The following is a 14,309-nucleotide window of genomic DNA, read 5'->3' on the forward strand; positions in this document are numbered from 1 at the left end:
GTGGACAGGCGGCGCCGCCTGAGGTATCGTTCTTCGAGTTGTCACCCCCATGGGGCGACGCCCGGATCTTTAGCTCAGTTGGTTAGAGCGTTCGCTTCACACGCGAGAGGTCGCTGGTTCGAGTCCAGTAAGATCCACCACAGCAGGGCCCTCCTCCGGGAGGGCCCTTTCGCGTTCCCGGGCCGCGGCGCCGTCGGCCCCGGCGGAGGAGGCGTCGGCGTGGTTGGATGGACGCGCGGCGGGGCTCGGCCCACCGCCGTGGCGCGTCCAGCGCCCGCATACGGAAGGAGAGGGTGAGCCGCATGGAGCAGGAGGGCACCCAGGAGCCGGCGCGGTTCGACCCCCGCATCGCGGAGCCCCCGGCCGTCCCCACGCTCATCCCCGTGCTGCGCCCGGCCGGTGCCGAGGACGCCGCCGCTGCCGGCGACCTCGACCCGGAGGACCCCGGCCTGCTCGACCTCGACCCGGCGGAATCGGCCCACCCGGCCGCGGTCGCCGTCGAGCCCACCGAACCGCTGCCGCCCGTGGTCCGCCCCGCCGCCGCCGATCCGGCCCCGGCGCCGGAGCCGGAGCCAGAGGAATCGGCCGAGCCGGAGGCGGAGACGCTGCCGGAGCCGACCGCGGACGCGCCCCTGACCGAGCCGCCGCTGTCCGAGCAGGTGCCCACCTCCGTCCTGGCCCCCGCGGAGGCCGACGGGGCCCTGCCCGCCCCGGACGTGATCCCCGCGCCAGACATCACCGTCCCGGACCCGGTGGTCCCCGTGGGCCCGCCCGAGAAGCGCGGGCGTCGGCGCGGCCGGCGCTCCCGCGAGGTCTTCGTCGAGAACCTGCCGACGCAGGCGCTCGTGCTGGCCGACCGCCTGCACTCCTCGCCGTACGGGCGCCGCATGCGCTCCACGCTGCAGCAGCGCCGCGCGGAGGCGCAGGCCCTCGAGGCCCGCACCACCCTGGACTTCGCCCTCAAGCTGGGCGAGACCATGTTCAGCTTCGGCGCGGCCTCGCTGGACGTGGAGACCTCGATCATCGTGGCCACACAGGCCTACGGGATCCTCGAGACCGAGGTGGACCTGACCAACCAGTCCATCTCCCTGAACTACGCGCCCGACTCCTCACGCGGCGAGGCACCGTTCACCCTCCAGCGGGTGGTCCGCTCGTCCTCGGTGAACTTCGAGGGGCTCGTGGCCGTCCACCGGCTGGTCGAGGAGATCGCCGCGGGCGAGGTGGACCGGGCCGAGGCCCAGCGCCGGCTCGTGGAGATCCGGCATCAGCCCAAGCCGTTCCCCGCCGTCTTCGAGGTCCTCTTCTCCGGCGTGTTCGTGGCCTGCTTCGTGCCGTTCATCGGGGGGACCTGGACAGGCGCGGCCCTGGGCATGGTCTCCACCTGGCTGGTCTTCTGGCTCAAGGTCCAGGCGGACAAGGCGCGCTTCCCGGAGATCTTCTCCACCATGTTCGGGGCGATCACGGCCACGGTGATCGCGCTGATGGCCTACGCCCTCGACCTGCCGGTCAACCCGGCGCTGGTGATCGCCGGCGGCATCATGATGCTCCTGCCCACGGCGAGGTTCGTCACCGCGGTGCAGGACGCCATCCACGGCTTCCCGGTGACCGCGGCGGGCCGCTTCCTCTCCGCGCTGCTCGTGTTCGCCGGCGTGATGGCCGGGATCATGATCGCCGTGGGCATCGGGGATCTCGTGGGATTCGAACAGCTGGACCTGGCCGAGGCGGGGACGCTGAGCTATCCGCCGCTGCTGCTGCTGGGCCTCGTGGTGGCCGCGGGCATGGCGGACGCGGTGGTGGAGCAGTCGCGGTGGCCCCAGATCCTGGCCTGCGGTCTCGTGTCCGGGGCCGGCTTCGGCGCGTACCTGGCAGCGCAGCAGATCGGGGTCAGCGACCGGCTGGTGCCCGCGGTCGCCGCGGCGGCGGTCGGGTTCCTCGGCCGCCTGGTGGCCCAGCGGCTCGCGGCCCCGGCGCTCGTGATCGTCCTGCCGTCCATGCTGTTCCTGCTTCCCGGACTCACCATGTTCCGGTCCGTCTACGGGTTCACCGTGGAGACCGGGGCCACGCTGCTGGGCGTCGAGGGACTCTTCAACGCCGCGGTCATCGTCGTGGCGATCGCGGCCGGCGTCGCCTTCGGCAACACCCTGGCCAAGCCGATCACCGACCGGATGGGCACGCTGCTGCCCACCGAGCTCGTGATGCATCAGCGCGGCTGACCGGCGGCCCGGCTCAGTCGGGCAGGCGCCAGTCCACCGGATCCGCGCCGGCCACCTCGAGGAGCCGGTTCACCCGGCTGAACGGCCGGGAGCCGAAGAACCCGCGGTGGGCGCTCAGGGGCGAGGGATGCGGGGACTCCACGACGCCGGCCCCGGCCGCCGTCAGCAGCGGCGCCATGCGCCGCGCGTCGGCTCCCCACAGCAGCCCCACGAGGGGGGTGCCGCGCGCGCAGAGGGCCCGCACCGCGGCCTCCGTGATCTGCTCCCAGCCGAGGCCGCGGTGGCTGCCGGGTGCGCCGGCCCGCACGCTGAGGGCGCGGTTCAGCAGCAGCACGCCCTGGTCCGTCCACGCGGAGAGGTCGCCGTGGGCGGGCGGGGTGATGCCGAGGTCGTCGTGCAGCTCCCGGTGGATGTTGGCTAGGGAGCGGGGCAGCGGCCTCACGTGGCGGTCCACCGCGAAGCTCAGGCCGATCGGATGGCCCGGCGTCGGGTAGGGGTCCTGGCCCAGCACGAGGACGCGGACGTCCGCGAACGGCTGGCGGAACGCCCGCAGGATGTGCTCCGGTGCGGGCAGCACCTGCTCTCCGGCTGCCCGGCGGGCCCGCAGCCGCTCGCCGACCTGCTCGAACGCGGCGGCCTGCGGGGCGAGGGCCGCCTCCCAGCCCGGATCCAGGGGCGCGATGAATTCCATGCCCCGAGGGTAGACCGGGTGGGTACAGTGGCCGCCATGTCCCACCCCACGCCCGTCTCGCCCGATCCGGCCCCGGACGAGGGTGCCCGCGCGCGGGCGCGGCGGGACGAGCTGACGGACCTGGAGCGTGCGGTCCTGGACCTGGAGGCCGCCACCTGGCGGTACGGCGGGGCCAAGGACCACGCCGTCCGCGAGCGTCTGGGGCTGTCTCCGACCGCCTATTATCAGGTGTTGAACGGATTGCTGGACCGTGAGGCCGCCCTGGCCTACCGACCCCTGCTGGTCACGCGGCTGCTGCGCAGGCGCGGCACCCGCAGCCGGGCCCGGAGGGGACCCGCGGATCCGGCGCCGTCCACGCCCGCTTCCCGCCAGGAGAACTGACCCATGGCCTACCAGCCCGACCGCTTCGACGAGGTCCCCGAGTACACGGACCAGCGCGGCGCGCACCGCGAGTCCTTCGCCGCCGCCGGCGCGACCGCCACGGGCGGGGGTCGCCGCCTGAGCCCGCTGCTCTGGGTGGCCGGCCTCGTCCTGCTCGCCGGCCTGTTCGTGGGCGTCGTCCTGCCGTGGCTCACCGGCGACCGCTCCGCGCCCGTCGCCGCCGAGAGCTCGACGACGGCCCCGGCTGCCGCGCCGTCGACGTCGGCCTCGTCCGTGTCCTCCTCGGCGTCCTCCGCGCCGGCGTCGACTGCATCCGCGTCCGAGTCCGCCACCCCGTCCGAGGACGCGGCGGAGGCGTCCCGCTCCGCGGCCGCGGCCGAGTCCTCGCGGGCGGCGCAGGAGGCGGCCGCCGCCGAGGCCGCCGAGTCGTCCCGTGCCGCCGCCGAGGCACAGGCGTCGGAGGCCTCGCGTTCCGAAGCCGCCGCGCAGTCCGCCGAGGCGTCTCGGTCGGCGGCCGCCCAGGCGGCGGAGTCCTCGCGCGCCGCCGCGTCCCGTTCGGCCGCCGAGGCGTCCCGTTCCGCCGCCGCGGCGGAGGCCTCGCGCTCGCAGGCCGCGGCCGCGTCGAGCTCCCGTGCGGCCGCACAGTCGGCGGCCGCGTCGAGCTCTCGTGCAGCCGCACAGTCCTCGGCCGCGTCGAGCTCCCGTGCGGCCGCGCAGTCCGCGGCCGTGCGCGGCACCCACGTCACCGTGTACAACGCGACCCGCACCCAGGGACTCGCCGCCTCCTACGCGCAGCGGCTCACGAGTGCCGGCTACACCTCGGTGGAGGCGAAGAACTGGAGCGGCTACGGCATCCAGTCCTCCACCGTCCTGTACAACGGCTCGGCCAACAAGGCCGCCGCCGAGGCGGTCGGCAAGGAGCTCGGCTTCCCGGTCATGCAGACCCCGAACCTGCAGGTGAACGGCGTCGCGGTGGTCGTCACCGGCTGATCCGCCCGTCGCGCGGCCGTGCCGGCCGCGCACCGCTCACGGCCCCCGGCGGGGCGCCTCCCGAGGCGCGCTGCCGGGGGCCGTCCGCCGTCGGCGGAAGGGCGGCCTCCCGCACCGCAGACCTTTTGCACTCTCCCGGTGCGAGTGCTCATAATGGGGTTAGCACTCCGAAGGCGCGACTGCCAGCCGTACCCCGGTCGGCCCGGCGCCGTGGAGGAGGACCTGTCCACCGGTGAGGCCCCCAGGGGCCGTCCGTCGCGGGCATCGGCGCGGGTCAGCCACCAGCAGTAGGAAGCCGACGTCCAGAAAGGACCTGCACATGGCCAAGACCATCGCATTCGACGAAGAGGCCCGCCGCGGCCTGGAGAAGGGTCTGAACACCCTGGCCGACGCCGTGAAGGTGACCCTCGGCCCCCGCGGCCGCAACGTGGTGCTGGAGAAGAAGTGGGGCGCCCCCACCATCACCAACGACGGCGTCTCCATCGCCAAGGAGATCGAGCTCGAGGACCCGTACGAGAAGATCGGCGCGGAGCTCGTCAAGGAGGTCGCCAAGAAGACCGACGACGTCGCCGGCGACGGCACCACCACCGCCACCGTGCTGGCCCAGGCGCTGGTCCGCGAGGGCCTGCGCAACGTGGCCGCGGGCGCCGACCCGCTGTCCCTGAAGCGCGGCATCGAGAAGGCCGTGGAGGCCGTCACCTCCGAGCTGCTCTCCGCCTCCCGCGAGATCGAGACCAAGGACCAGATCGCGGCCACCGCCTCGATCTCCGCCGCGGACAAGCAGATCGGCTCCCTCATCGCCGAGGCCCTGGACAAGGTCGGCAAGGAGGGCGTCATCACCGTCGAAGAGTCCAACACCTTCGGCCTCGAGCTCGAGCTCACCGAGGGCATGCGCTTCGACAAGGGCTACATCTCCGGCTACTTCGTGACCGACGCGGACCGCCAGGAGGCCGTCCTCGAGGATCCCTACATCCTCATCGTCAACTCGAAGATCTCCTCCGTGAAGGACATGGTGGCGATCCTCGAGAAGGTCATGCAGTCGGGCAAGCCGCTGCTGATCATCGCCGAGGACGTCGAGGGCGAGGCCCTGGCCACCCTCGTGGTCAACAAGATCCGCGGCACCTTCAAGTCCGTGGCCGTGAAGGCCCCGGGCTTCGGTGACCGCCGCAAGGCCATGCTCGCCGACATCGCCATCCTCACCGGCGGCCAGGTCATCTCCTCCGAGGTGGGCCTGTCCCTGGAGAACGCGACCCTCGACCTGCTGGGCACCGCCCGCAAGGTGGTCATCACCAAGGACGAGACCACCATCGTGGAGGGTGCCGGCGACGCCGAGCAGATCGCCGGCCGCGTGGCCCAGATCCGCTCCGAGATCGAGAACACCGACTCGGACTACGATCGCGAGAAGCTGCAGGAGCGCCTCGCCAAGCTGGCCGGCGGCGTGGCCGTCATCAAGGCCGGCGCGGCCACCGAGGTGGAGCTCAAGGAGCGCAAGCACCGCATCGAGGACGCCGTGCGCAACGCCAAGGCCGCGGTGGAGGAGGGCATCGTCGCCGGCGGCGGCGTGGCCCTGATCCAGGCCGGCGCCAAGGCGTTCGGCGGCCTGCAGCTCGAGGGCGACGAGGCCACCGGCGCGAACATCGTGAAGGTCGCCATCGAGGCCCCGCTGAAGCAGATCGCCTTCAACGCCGGCCTGGAGCCCGGCGTCGTGGCGGACAAGGTCAAGACCCTCGACGACGGCCACGGCCTGAACGCCGCCACCGGCGAGTACGAGGACCTGCTGGCCGCCGGCATCAACGACCCGGTGAAGGTGACCCGCTCGGCCCTGCAGAACGCCGCGTCCATCGCGGGCCTGTTCCTGACCACCGAGGCCGTCGTCGCGGACAAGCCCGAGAAGGCCACCGCCGGCGCCGAGGGCATGGACCCGATGGGCGGCATGGGCGGCATGATGTGATCAGCCGCTGAGCCGGCCCGACCCGTTCGGGCGCCCAGCCTGCGAGGCCCGTCTCCCCGTCCGGGGAGGCGGGCCTCGCCGCGTCCCGGGCCGGCACCGGGGCGCCCCGCTCAGGCCGACAGCGCGGCTCGTTCCGCCGCCAGATTGCGGCGGGCGGCGGCCTCCCAGCGTGCTCGGCCGGGCGCGGTCCGATACAGCCGCCCGGCGTCCAGCAGGGCGTCCAGCACCGCGCCGCGACCGCGGGCCCAGTCCGCGTCGGACACGTGCGCGTAGTCCCGCCGCACCGCGGCCGCGTAGCGGGCGTAGGCCTCGGGGGAGCGGCCGAGGACCTCGAGGTCCGCGTCCGAGAGCACCGCCCCGGCCGCGTCGTGCGGGGCGGGGTCATGGGCCGCGGTGAGCAGCACGAGGCGTGCCACCTCGTCGACGACGTCGGCCGGCACGGCCAGCCGCGGATCGGTGAGCACCTCCCGGGCCAGGGCGGCCGAGTCCGCCTCGTCCTGGCCGGCGGGCGCGGTGGGGTCCCCGGCGTAGACGGCGTCGTGGAACCACGCGGCCAGGCGGACCGCACGCGGATCCGGCCCGGTCTCCGCCCCCGCCCGCTCGAGCAGGTCCACGGACTCGAGCACGGCGAGCAGGTGGGCCGGGTCGTGGTAGTGCCGATGCGGCTCCGCCCAGCGGGCCAGCAGATCGCGTCCCGCCGTCGTCACCGCATCCGGGCTCGCCGCCGTGCCCTCGAACAGCCGCGCCCAGCGCCGGGCGAGGACGACGTCCCGCTTCTCGGCGCGGCTCCGGGCGGGCACGCGCAGCCCCGAGGCGGCGAGCCGACGCACCAGCTCCCGTCCGGTGACGGGCACCGCCCCGCGGGCCACGAGCTCGGCACGTCGGTGCGCGGGCACGTCGTAGTGGTCCCGGTCGAAGGCCCGCTCCGAGAGCCCCGCCGCCCGTGCGAACGCGTGGAGCTCCTCGAGGGAGGTGTCGGAGACGAGGTGGGAGAACACGGTGCCGTGGGCGGGCCACGCGGGCGGGTCGATCAGGACGGTCATGCCCCCACTCTAGGAAGCACGGACCGGGGCGCGGCCAGCCGGCCGCACCCCGGTCCGTTCCGGGCGCTCAGAACCGGAACATCGCGGCGTTGGCGGTCTCCGCGTCCTGGTACTGGGTGGCGGCGGCGTCCATCGCGCGGCGGATGCCCGCCAGGGACTCCTCCACGCGCTGCTGGGTGGCGCGCCACTCGGTGAGCACGCCCTGGAAGTTCGCGGCCGCCTGGCCGCGCCAGGTGTCCTGCAGCTGGCGCAGGTTGGCCTCCATGGTGCTCACCTCCGCCTGGAGGCGGCCGATGGAGCCCTCCACCGCCCCGCTCTTGGCCCGCAGGTCCTCGACGTCGATCTGCACGATGCTCATGTGACTGTCCCCTCTGACGAGTGCTGATGGGCGGCGGGCGCCGCCGGGCACCACGCTAGGGACGGGCGTCCCGCTCCGCCGCCGGGTCGTCCTCGCCTGGGGACGGGGCGTCGGCCTGAGGCGCCTGTGCAGGAGCAGACGCCCGACGGCGGCGCTCGGCCGAGGCGCGACGGAACCGCTCCGCCGCGCGCAGCAGGCGGCTGCTCCGGGCGGCGTCCGCGGCGCTGGCGCCGGCGCCCGACGGCGCGGTCAGAGCGAGGGGGCCGGTGGGCGGACCGGCCGCGTCGTCGTCGATGTCCCGTGCGGGCAGGCGCTCGTCCTCGACGTCCTCGTCCGCCTCGTCCTCGAACGGTGCCCACGGCAGGTGGACGGAGAAGGTGGCGCCGCCGCCCTCGGTCTCCAGCAGCCGGACGGAGCCGCCGTGCTGGGCCACGATCGCCGCGACGATGGCCAGGCCGAGCCCCGTGCCGCCCGTCTCGCGGTGCCGGGAGGTGTCCGCGCGGTAGAACCGCTCGAAGATGCGGGCGCGGTCCTCCTCGGACACGCCCGGCCCGTGGTCACGGATCTCGATCACGGAGCTGCGGCCCGCGCCGTCCGCCCCGGCCTGGCCGCCGAGGTGGTCGACGGTGCCGACCGCGATCTCGATGGGGGTGCCGGCGGGGGTGTAGCGCAGGGCGTTGGCCACGAGGTTCACCACCACCTGGCGCATCCGGTTCTCGTCGCCGAGGATGGGCGCCGGGGCCGCCCGGTCGTCGTCGGGGCCCACGAGGGTGACCTTGCGGTCCGGGGCGTTCACGGAGGCGTCCATCAGGGAGTCCATCGCGAGGATGAGCAGGTCCACCGGGGCGTGCTCGAGGGGGCGCTGCTCGTCGAGGCGAGCCAGGGTGAGCAGGTCCTCCACGAGGCGGGTCATGCGGGTGGCCTCGGACTCGATGCGCTCCATGGCGGCCGCGACGTCCTCCTCCTCGCGCAGCCCGCCGTGCCGGTACAGCTCGGAGAACCCGCGGATGGTGACCAGGGGGGTGCGCAGCTCGTGGGAGGCGTCCTGCACGAAGCGGCGCATCTTGTCCTCGGAGATCTCCTTGTCCCGGAACGCGGACTCGATGTGCGCGAGCATCGCATTGAGGGAGCGGGAGAGCCGGCCCACCTCGGTGTCGGGTGCCGCGCTCTCCACGCGCTGGCTCAGGTCGCCGGCGGCGATCTTGGCGGCGGTGCGCTCCACGCGGTTCAGGGTGCGGAACGCGCGCTGGACCGCCAGGTTGGCCACGATCACGGTGCCCGCCGTCGCGAGCAGGCCGATGGTCACGACGATCGAGGTGACGCGCTCGACGGAGGAGGTCACGCTCTGCAGGGGCAGGGCCACGGCCATGGTGCCGTCGCCGCTGCTGAGCCCGTACAGCTGCACGCGCCAGCCGCTCGAGTCCGCCTGTGTGCCGGGCACCTCGAAGGAGGCGGAGCCGCGCTCGCGGGCCTCGGCCGGAGTGAGGTCCGGCAGGGCCGGCTCGTCCGCGTCCAGCATCACCGGGGTCTGGACGACCCGCGCGCCCTCGTTGTCCCACACGACGCCATAGAAGCGCAGGATGGGCAGCTGCGGCATGTAGTACTCGCCGGTCTGGGCGACGTTGGCCAGGTACATCGAGACGGTGTCCCGGTTGGCGGCCATGTCCTCGTCCAGCTGGCGCACCGCCTCCTGGCGGAACAGCGCCGCGGTCGCCAGGGCGGTCACGGCGACCAGGCCCAGCATGAGCGCCGCGATCATCACAACCAGCTTGGTGCGCAGGGACTGCCCCTGCCACGCACCCCTCAGCCAGGCGCGCGGATGGCGGGCGCGGGCCGCCGCGGCGTCGAGCCGCGCACGCACGTCAGCGCTTGTCCGCGGTGCGGAGCATGTAGCCGACGCCGCGCTTGGTGTGGATCATCTTCTCGCGGCCGCCGACGTCGATCTTGCGGCGCAGGTAGGAGATGTAGGACTCGACGATCGAGGCGTCCCCGTTGAAGTCGTACTCCCACACGTGGTCCAGGATCTGGGCCTTCGAGAGCACCCGGTTCGGGTTCATCATGAGGTAGCGCAGCAGCTTGAACTCGGTGGGGGAGAGCTCCACGACCTCGCCGCCGCGGCGGACCTCGTGCGCGTCGTCGTCGAGCTCGAGGTCGTCCACGCGCAGCACCGCCGCGTCGTCGTCGAGGGAGGCGGTGCGGCGCAGCACGGCGCGGATGCGGGCGACCACCTCGTCGAGGGAGAACGGCTTGGTCACGTAGTCGTCGCCGCCGACCGTCAGGCCGGTGATCTTGTCCTCGGTGCCGTCCCGCGCGGTGAGGAACACGACGGGGAAGTGGCGGCCGGCGGCGCGCAGGCGGCGGGTCACGGTGAAGCCGTCCATGTCCGGGAGCATCACGTCCAGCACGGCCAGGTCCGGCTGGAACTCCTCGGCGGCGTCCAGGGCCTCCCGGCCGTTGGCCGCGGCCGTGACCTCGAAGCCGGCGTAGCGCAGGGATGTGGAGAGCAGCTCGCGGATGTTGGGCTCGTCGTCCACCACCAGGAGGCGTGCTTCGGGGTTCTGAGGCTGCATGGCGCCCAGTCAACCGCTCCGACCTGGGAACACCCTGAAAGGGCGCTGGATGTCGCGGGGCGTGGTCGGCCCGGCGACTCAGGGGCGCGAGCGCCGGACGGCGCCCAGCACCACGTGCAGCAGCATCAGGCCGAAGCCGACGGGCAGGCCGAACAGCGCGAGCGCGAACAGCGCCGGGGACGCCGGCCAGGCCAGGAAGTACGCGACCAGCAGGGCCACCAGGGCCAGGGCCGACACCGCCGTCACGGCCACGCCCAGCACCAGGACGACGCCACGACCGCCCCGGTGGTCGGCGGGCGCGGGGGCGGGGAGGGTGGAGGTCCGAGGCATGCCTGCCACTCTAGTCGGGCTATCCTGGGAGGTCATTGACGACCACGTCCTCCGCCGTCCCCTCCGGGCGCACGGCCAGGCTGGTCCCACCGATGCCGCGGCGCACCGCCACGCCGGTGCCGGACCCCGCCGACCCGAGACGAGAGCACGGCCGCCCCCGCGGCGCCGGCCCGACGCGGAGGACCCGCATGACGAGGAGCAGGTGACGCACATGCCCACCGGACGCATCAAGTTCTACGACTCGACCAAGGGCTTCGGGTTCGCCCAGACGGACGAGGGCGAGGAGGTCCACGTGCCCGCCTCGGCCCTGCCGGCCGGGGTGACCGAGCTGCGCGGAGGCACCCGCGTGGAGTTCGGCGTGGCCGAGGGTCGCCGCGGCAAGCAGGCGCTCTCGCTGCGCGTGCTCGACGCCGCGCCCTCGGTGGTCCGCAACCACCGGCCCGGCGCCACCGAGATGGCCGTCCTCATGGAGGACCTCATCACGTGGCTGGACCAGGCCTCCAACGGCCTGCGCCGCGGCCGCTACCCCCAGCGCGCCCAGGCGCAGAAGATGGCGCAGGTGCTGCGCCGTGTCGCCGACGACCTGGAGGCCTGAGCCATGACCACCCACGACGACGCCCCGCGCGTCGACCACCGGAGCCCCGACGCCGAGCCCGCCGAGGAGCGGACGGCCGTGCCGCCCGCGCGCCGCCGGGCCCCGCGCCGCGACGAGCTGCTCGCCGCCGACGTGGACACCGCCCGCGCCGGGCTGGCCGGGCTGGCCGCCCCGGACGAGGTGGGGGAGCACGTGGACGTGCTCGTGGACGACGACCGCCTCCTGACCCACCGCTTCGCGTGCCGCCTGCCCGGCTACGCGGGCTGGCTCTGGTACGTGACGATCGCCCGAGCCCCGCGTGCCAAGCAGGTCACCGTGTGCGAGACCGGCCTCATGGCGGGGGAGGGCTCGCTCGTGGCACCCCCGTGGGTGCCGTACGCCGAGCGCGTGAACGAGGAGGAGCGCGAGCGGCTGAAGGCCGTGGCCGAGGGCCGCGTGCCCGGCGCCCCGGCGCCCGACGCCGAGGGGGACGGGACGCCCGAGGCCGCGGCCCGCGGCTGACCCGGCTCAGCCCAGGCGCTCGACCACGTGGTCGATGCAGCGCAGCAGCGCCGCGACGTCCTCGGGCTCGGTCGCGGCGAAGGTCGCGATCCGCAGCTGGTTCCGGCCGAGCTTGCGGTAGGGCTCCACGTCCACCACGCCGTTGGCGCGCAGGACCTGGGCGACCGCCGCCGCGTCGACGTCGTCGGAGAAGTCGACGGTGCAGATCACGGCGGAGCGGTCCTCCGGCCGGGCCACATAGGGCGTGGCGAAGGACGACGCCTCGGCCCACGCGTACACGCGCGAGGAGGAGTCGGCGGTGCGGGCGGTCATCGCGTCCAGCCCGCCCTGGCCGTTCATCCAGCGCAGCTGCGCGTCCAGCATGACGAGCGTGGCCAGCGCGGGCGTGTTGTAGGTCTGGTCCTTGAGGGAGTTGTCCACGGCCGTGGCGAGGTCCAGGAACGCCGGGATCCAGCGACCGGACTCCTTGATCTCCGCGACCCGCGCCAGGGCCCGCGGGGAGAACAGCGCGAGCCACAGGCCGCCGTCGGACGCGAAGTTCTTCTGCGGCGCGAAGTAGTACACGTCCGCCTCGGACACGTCCACCGGCAGGCCACCCGCGGCCGAGGTGGCGTCGACCACGACCAGGGCGTCCTCGTCGATGCCCGCGGGGCGGACGACGGGCGCCATGACACCGGTGGAGGTCTCGTTGTGCGGCCACGCGTACACGTCGACCCCGGCCACGGCCTCCGGCTCGGGGCGGGTGCCCGGCTCGGAGGTGCGGATGTCCGACGGGGCCAGGAACGGCGCCTGGTCGGTGGCCTTGGCGAACTTCGAGCCGAACTCGCCGAAGCTCAGATGCTGGGCGCGCTCGCGGACCAGGCTGAAGGCGGCCGCGTCCCAGAACGCGGTGGAGCCGCCGACGCCGAGGATCACCTCGTAGCCCTCCGGCGCCGAGAACAGCTCGGCGACGCCGGACCGGACGCGCGCCACGAGGTCCTTGACCGGCTTCTGGCGGTGCGAGGTGCCGAGCAGCCCGGCCGCGTCCTGGAGCGCGCTCAGCTGCTCGGGGCGGACCTTGGACGGGCCGGCGCCGAAGCGGCCGTCGGCCGGCAGCAGGTCCTGGGGGATGGTGATCTCGGCGGGGGAGGTCATGCGTGCTCCTGACGCTTCGGGGTCGCGGGTCGTGCCCATTCTCCCGCGCCCGGGACCACCGGCCCTCCACGTGACTCACGCCTCGCTAGGATGTCCGGGACGAAGAGCCCGAGGGAAGAGGACGCGCCATGACGGATCTGATCGACACCACCGAGATGTACCTGCGCACGATCCTCGAGCTCGAGGAGGAGGGCATCCCCCCGCTGCGCGCCCGCATCGTCGAGCGACTGGAGCACTCCGGCCCCACCGTCTCCCAGACCGTGGCCCGCATGGAGCGGGACGGGCTGGTGCACGTGGGCATGGACCGCCGGCTGGAGCTGACCGTGGCGGGCCGTGAACGGGCCGTGTCCGTGCTGCGCAAGCACCGCCTGGCCGAGCGCCTGCTCGCGGACGTGATCGGCCTCGAGTGGGAGCTCGTCCACGAGGAGGCCTGCCGCTGGGAGCACGTGATGAGCGACCAGGTGGAGCGTCGCCTGCTCACGCTGCTGGAGAACCCCACCGAGACCCCCTACGGCACCCCGATCCCGCCCCGGCCCGAGCAGGCCTCCGCCGAGGACTGGAGCCGCGACATGGGCCTGGCGGGCACCCGGCTCTCCGAGGAGGCCGCCACCGCCGGCCGGTTCCGCGTCCGCGGGCTGGCCGAGGGTGTGCAGACCGACCCCGACCTGCTGGCCCAGCTGGCCGGCGCCGGCGTGACCCCCGGCCGCGTGGTGCGGGCCGAGGCCGCCCGCGACGCCGGGTACATCCGGGTCGAGGGCGAGGCGGAGGACGGCGCGGCCGCGGACGGCGGGGCCCTCGAGCTGGCCGCGGCCACGGCCGCACACGTGTGGGTCGAGCGCCTCGACGGCTGAGACGCGGCGCGCCGCCGTCGTGCGTGACGGGCGCGTGATGGCCCGGTGACGGGCCGGTGAACCTCTTCCGCCACCGCAGACGACACGCGGCGCGCCGATGCACCCGCGTCTAGCGTGGGGACACGACGCCCCCTGTGTCCCCACGCTCTCGAGGCCCCCGATGCGCACACTCGTCCTCAACGCCGGCTACGAACCCCTCTCGGTCGTCTCCGACCGCCGAGCGCTGCTGCTCGTGGCCACCGGCAAGGCAAGCGTGCTCGAGGACGCCGGGGACCCGATGCGCAGCCCCACCCGCGCGTGGGGCCGACCCCTCGTGATCCTGCTGCACCAGTACATCCGGGTGCCCCACACGGACGCGACCCCGGTCTCTCGCAAGGGCGTGCTGCGCCGGGACGGACACCGCTGCGCCTACTGCGGCGCCCACGCCACCACCGTGGACCACGTGCGGCCGCGCTCGCGGGGCGGCGAGAACACGTGGGAGAACCTCGTGGCCTGCTGCCTGCGCTGCAACGGGGCCAAGGCGGACCGCTCACTCGAGGCCCTGGGCTGGCGGCTGCGGGTGGAGCCGGTGCGCCCGCGCGGGGCCCAGTGGCGGATCCGCGAGCTGGAGCGGCCCGCCGAGGCGTGGCGGGACTACCTGCGCCTGGCGGCCTGACGCCGGAAGCGGAATCGCGCCCGCCCGTCCCCGGCGGTTCCTAGAC

At 74.2% G+C, this 14,309-nt stretch carries 15 protein-coding genes and 1 tRNA gene; 9 read left to right on the forward strand and 7 right to left on the reverse strand.

From position 1 onward, the window contains the following. Nucleotides 1-63: 63 nt before the first annotated feature. A tRNA-Val gene (locus AC3RKA_RS01810) sits at nt 64-140 on the forward strand. Nucleotides 141-302: 162 nt separating this feature from the next. Next, entirely contained in the window at nt 303-2,213 is a 1,911-nt protein-coding gene (locus AC3RKA_RS01815) for a threonine/serine exporter family protein (protein WP_036335082.1), read from the forward strand. A 13-nt stretch (nt 2,214-2,226) separates the two neighbouring features. Here AC3RKA_RS01815 and AC3RKA_RS01820 read toward each other — a convergent pair whose 3' ends face one another. Continuing rightward, on the reverse strand, nt 2,227-2,904 hold the full coding sequence (locus tag AC3RKA_RS01820; RefSeq protein WP_049158111.1) for a uracil-DNA glycosylase: 678 nt from the start codon (nt 2,902-2,904) through the stop codon (nt 2,227-2,229). Between the two features lie 36 nt (nt 2,905-2,940). Between AC3RKA_RS01820 and AC3RKA_RS01825 the strand changes: the two genes are divergently transcribed. From AC3RKA_RS01825 to groL, 3 genes are all read left to right on the forward strand, one after another. Further along, entirely contained in the window at nt 2,941-3,285 is a 345-nt protein-coding gene (locus AC3RKA_RS01825; protein ID WP_227449136.1) for a DUF3263 domain-containing protein, read from the forward strand. 3 nt (nt 3,286-3,288) lie between these two features. Continuing rightward, a complete protein-coding gene (locus AC3RKA_RS01830; protein WP_002857445.1) occupies nt 3,289-4,275 on the forward strand; it encodes a LytR C-terminal domain-containing protein in 987 nt (328 codons plus the stop codon). A 319-nt stretch (nt 4,276-4,594) separates the two neighbouring features. Further along, the gene (gene groL, locus AC3RKA_RS01835; protein WP_336265289.1) at nt 4,595-6,226 is read left to right on the forward strand and encodes a chaperonin GroEL; all 1,632 of its coding nucleotides are present in this window, start codon (nt 4,595-4,597) and stop codon (nt 6,224-6,226) included. Between the two features lie 110 nt (nt 6,227-6,336). On the opposite strand, the gene AC3RKA_RS01840 is transcribed toward groL, so the two are convergent. The 5 genes from AC3RKA_RS01840 to AC3RKA_RS01860 all read right to left on the reverse strand — a co-directional run bounded on the left by AC3RKA_RS01840 (nt 6,337) and on the right by AC3RKA_RS01860 (nt 10,527). Beyond that, the gene (locus AC3RKA_RS01840) at nt 6,337-7,269 is read right to left on the reverse strand and encodes a DUF4031 domain-containing protein (RefSeq protein WP_049159874.1); all 933 of its coding nucleotides are present in this window, start codon (nt 7,267-7,269) and stop codon (nt 6,337-6,339) included. Between the two features lie 67 nt (nt 7,270-7,336). Then, nucleotides 7,337-7,627 (reverse strand): WXG100 family type VII secretion target, encoded by a 291-nt coding sequence (locus AC3RKA_RS01845; protein ID WP_010079419.1) that lies wholly within the window; start codon nt 7,625-7,627, stop codon nt 7,337-7,339. Between the two features lie 55 nt (nt 7,628-7,682). Continuing rightward, a complete protein-coding gene (locus tag AC3RKA_RS01850) occupies nt 7,683-9,488 on the reverse strand; it encodes a sensor histidine kinase (RefSeq protein ID WP_049159877.1) in 1,806 nt (601 codons plus the stop codon). Between the two features lies 1 nt (nt 9,489). Then, nucleotides 9,490-10,197 (reverse strand): response regulator transcription factor, encoded by a 708-nt coding sequence (locus AC3RKA_RS01855; protein WP_002855565.1) that lies wholly within the window; start codon nt 10,195-10,197, stop codon nt 9,490-9,492. A 78-nt stretch (nt 10,198-10,275) separates the two neighbouring features. Further along, on the reverse strand, nt 10,276-10,527 hold the full coding sequence (locus AC3RKA_RS01860) for a hypothetical protein (protein WP_002855567.1): 252 nt from the start codon (nt 10,525-10,527) through the stop codon (nt 10,276-10,278). Nucleotides 10,528-10,738: 211 nt separating this feature from the next. Here AC3RKA_RS01860 and AC3RKA_RS01865 point away from each other — a divergent pair, with 211 nt between their 5' ends. Both AC3RKA_RS01865 and AC3RKA_RS01870 read left to right on the forward strand, forming a co-directional pair. Further along, nucleotides 10,739-11,122 (forward strand): cold-shock protein, encoded by a 384-nt coding sequence (locus AC3RKA_RS01865; protein ID WP_010079414.1) that lies wholly within the window; start codon nt 10,739-10,741, stop codon nt 11,120-11,122. A gap of 3 nt (nt 11,123-11,125) precedes the next feature. Further along, nucleotides 11,126-11,623, forward strand: a complete 498-nt coding sequence (locus AC3RKA_RS01870; protein WP_049159883.1) for a DUF3027 domain-containing protein — start codon at nt 11,126-11,128, stop codon at nt 11,621-11,623. A 6-nt stretch (nt 11,624-11,629) separates the two neighbouring features. On the opposite strand, the gene serC is transcribed toward AC3RKA_RS01870, so the two are convergent. Then, entirely contained in the window at nt 11,630-12,757 is a 1,128-nt protein-coding gene (serC, locus tag AC3RKA_RS01875) for a phosphoserine transaminase (protein ID WP_049159886.1), read from the reverse strand. Between the two features lie 128 nt (nt 12,758-12,885). Between serC and AC3RKA_RS01880 the strand changes: the two genes are divergently transcribed. Beyond that, the gene (locus AC3RKA_RS01880; protein ID WP_002855582.1) at nt 12,886-13,608 is read left to right on the forward strand and encodes a metal-dependent transcriptional regulator; all 723 of its coding nucleotides are present in this window, start codon (nt 12,886-12,888) and stop codon (nt 13,606-13,608) included. A 160-nt stretch (nt 13,609-13,768) separates the two neighbouring features. Beyond that, on the forward strand, nt 13,769-14,263 hold the full coding sequence (locus tag AC3RKA_RS01885; protein ID WP_002855584.1) for an HNH endonuclease: 495 nt from the start codon (nt 13,769-13,771) through the stop codon (nt 14,261-14,263). The last annotated feature ends 46 nt before the right edge of the window (nt 14,264-14,309 follow it).

It is taken from the genome of Micrococcus sp. iso_229 (assembly GCF_058072725.1).

Coding starts and splice junctions, on each gene's coding strand:
- AC3RKA_RS01815 (WP_036335082.1), top strand. CDS start 303: ATGGAGCAGGAGGGCACCCAGGAGCCGGCGCGGTTCGACCCCCGCATC.
- AC3RKA_RS01820 (WP_049158111.1), bottom strand. CDS start 2,904: ATGGAATTCATCGCGCCCCTGGATCCGGGCTGGGAGGCGGCCCTCGCC.
- AC3RKA_RS01825 (WP_227449136.1), top strand. CDS start 2,941: ATGTCCCACCCCACGCCCGTCTCGCCCGATCCGGCCCCGGACGAGGGT.
- AC3RKA_RS01830 (WP_002857445.1), top strand. CDS start 3,289: ATGGCCTACCAGCCCGACCGCTTCGACGAGGTCCCCGAGTACACGGAC.
- groL (WP_336265289.1), top strand. CDS start 4,595: ATGGCCAAGACCATCGCATTCGACGAAGAGGCCCGCCGCGGCCTGGAG.
- AC3RKA_RS01840 (WP_049159874.1), bottom strand. CDS start 7,269: ATGACCGTCCTGATCGACCCGCCCGCGTGGCCCGCCCACGGCACCGTG.
- AC3RKA_RS01845 (WP_010079419.1), bottom strand. CDS start 7,627: ATGAGCATCGTGCAGATCGACGTCGAGGACCTGCGGGCCAAGAGCGGG.
- AC3RKA_RS01855 (WP_002855565.1), bottom strand. CDS start 10,197: ATGCAGCCTCAGAACCCCGAAGCACGCCTCCTGGTGGTGGACGACGAG.
- AC3RKA_RS01860 (WP_002855567.1), bottom strand. CDS start 10,527: ATGCCTCGGACCTCCACCCTCCCCGCCCCCGCGCCCGCCGACCACCGG.
- AC3RKA_RS01865 (WP_010079414.1), top strand. CDS start 10,739: ATGCCCACCGGACGCATCAAGTTCTACGACTCGACCAAGGGCTTCGGG.
- AC3RKA_RS01870 (WP_049159883.1), top strand. CDS start 11,126: ATGACCACCCACGACGACGCCCCGCGCGTCGACCACCGGAGCCCCGAC.
- serC (WP_049159886.1), bottom strand. CDS start 12,757: ATGACCTCCCCCGCCGAGATCACCATCCCCCAGGACCTGCTGCCGGCC.
- AC3RKA_RS01880 (WP_002855582.1), top strand. CDS start 12,886: ATGACGGATCTGATCGACACCACCGAGATGTACCTGCGCACGATCCTC.
- AC3RKA_RS01885 (WP_002855584.1), top strand. CDS start 13,769: ATGCGCACACTCGTCCTCAACGCCGGCTACGAACCCCTCTCGGTCGTC.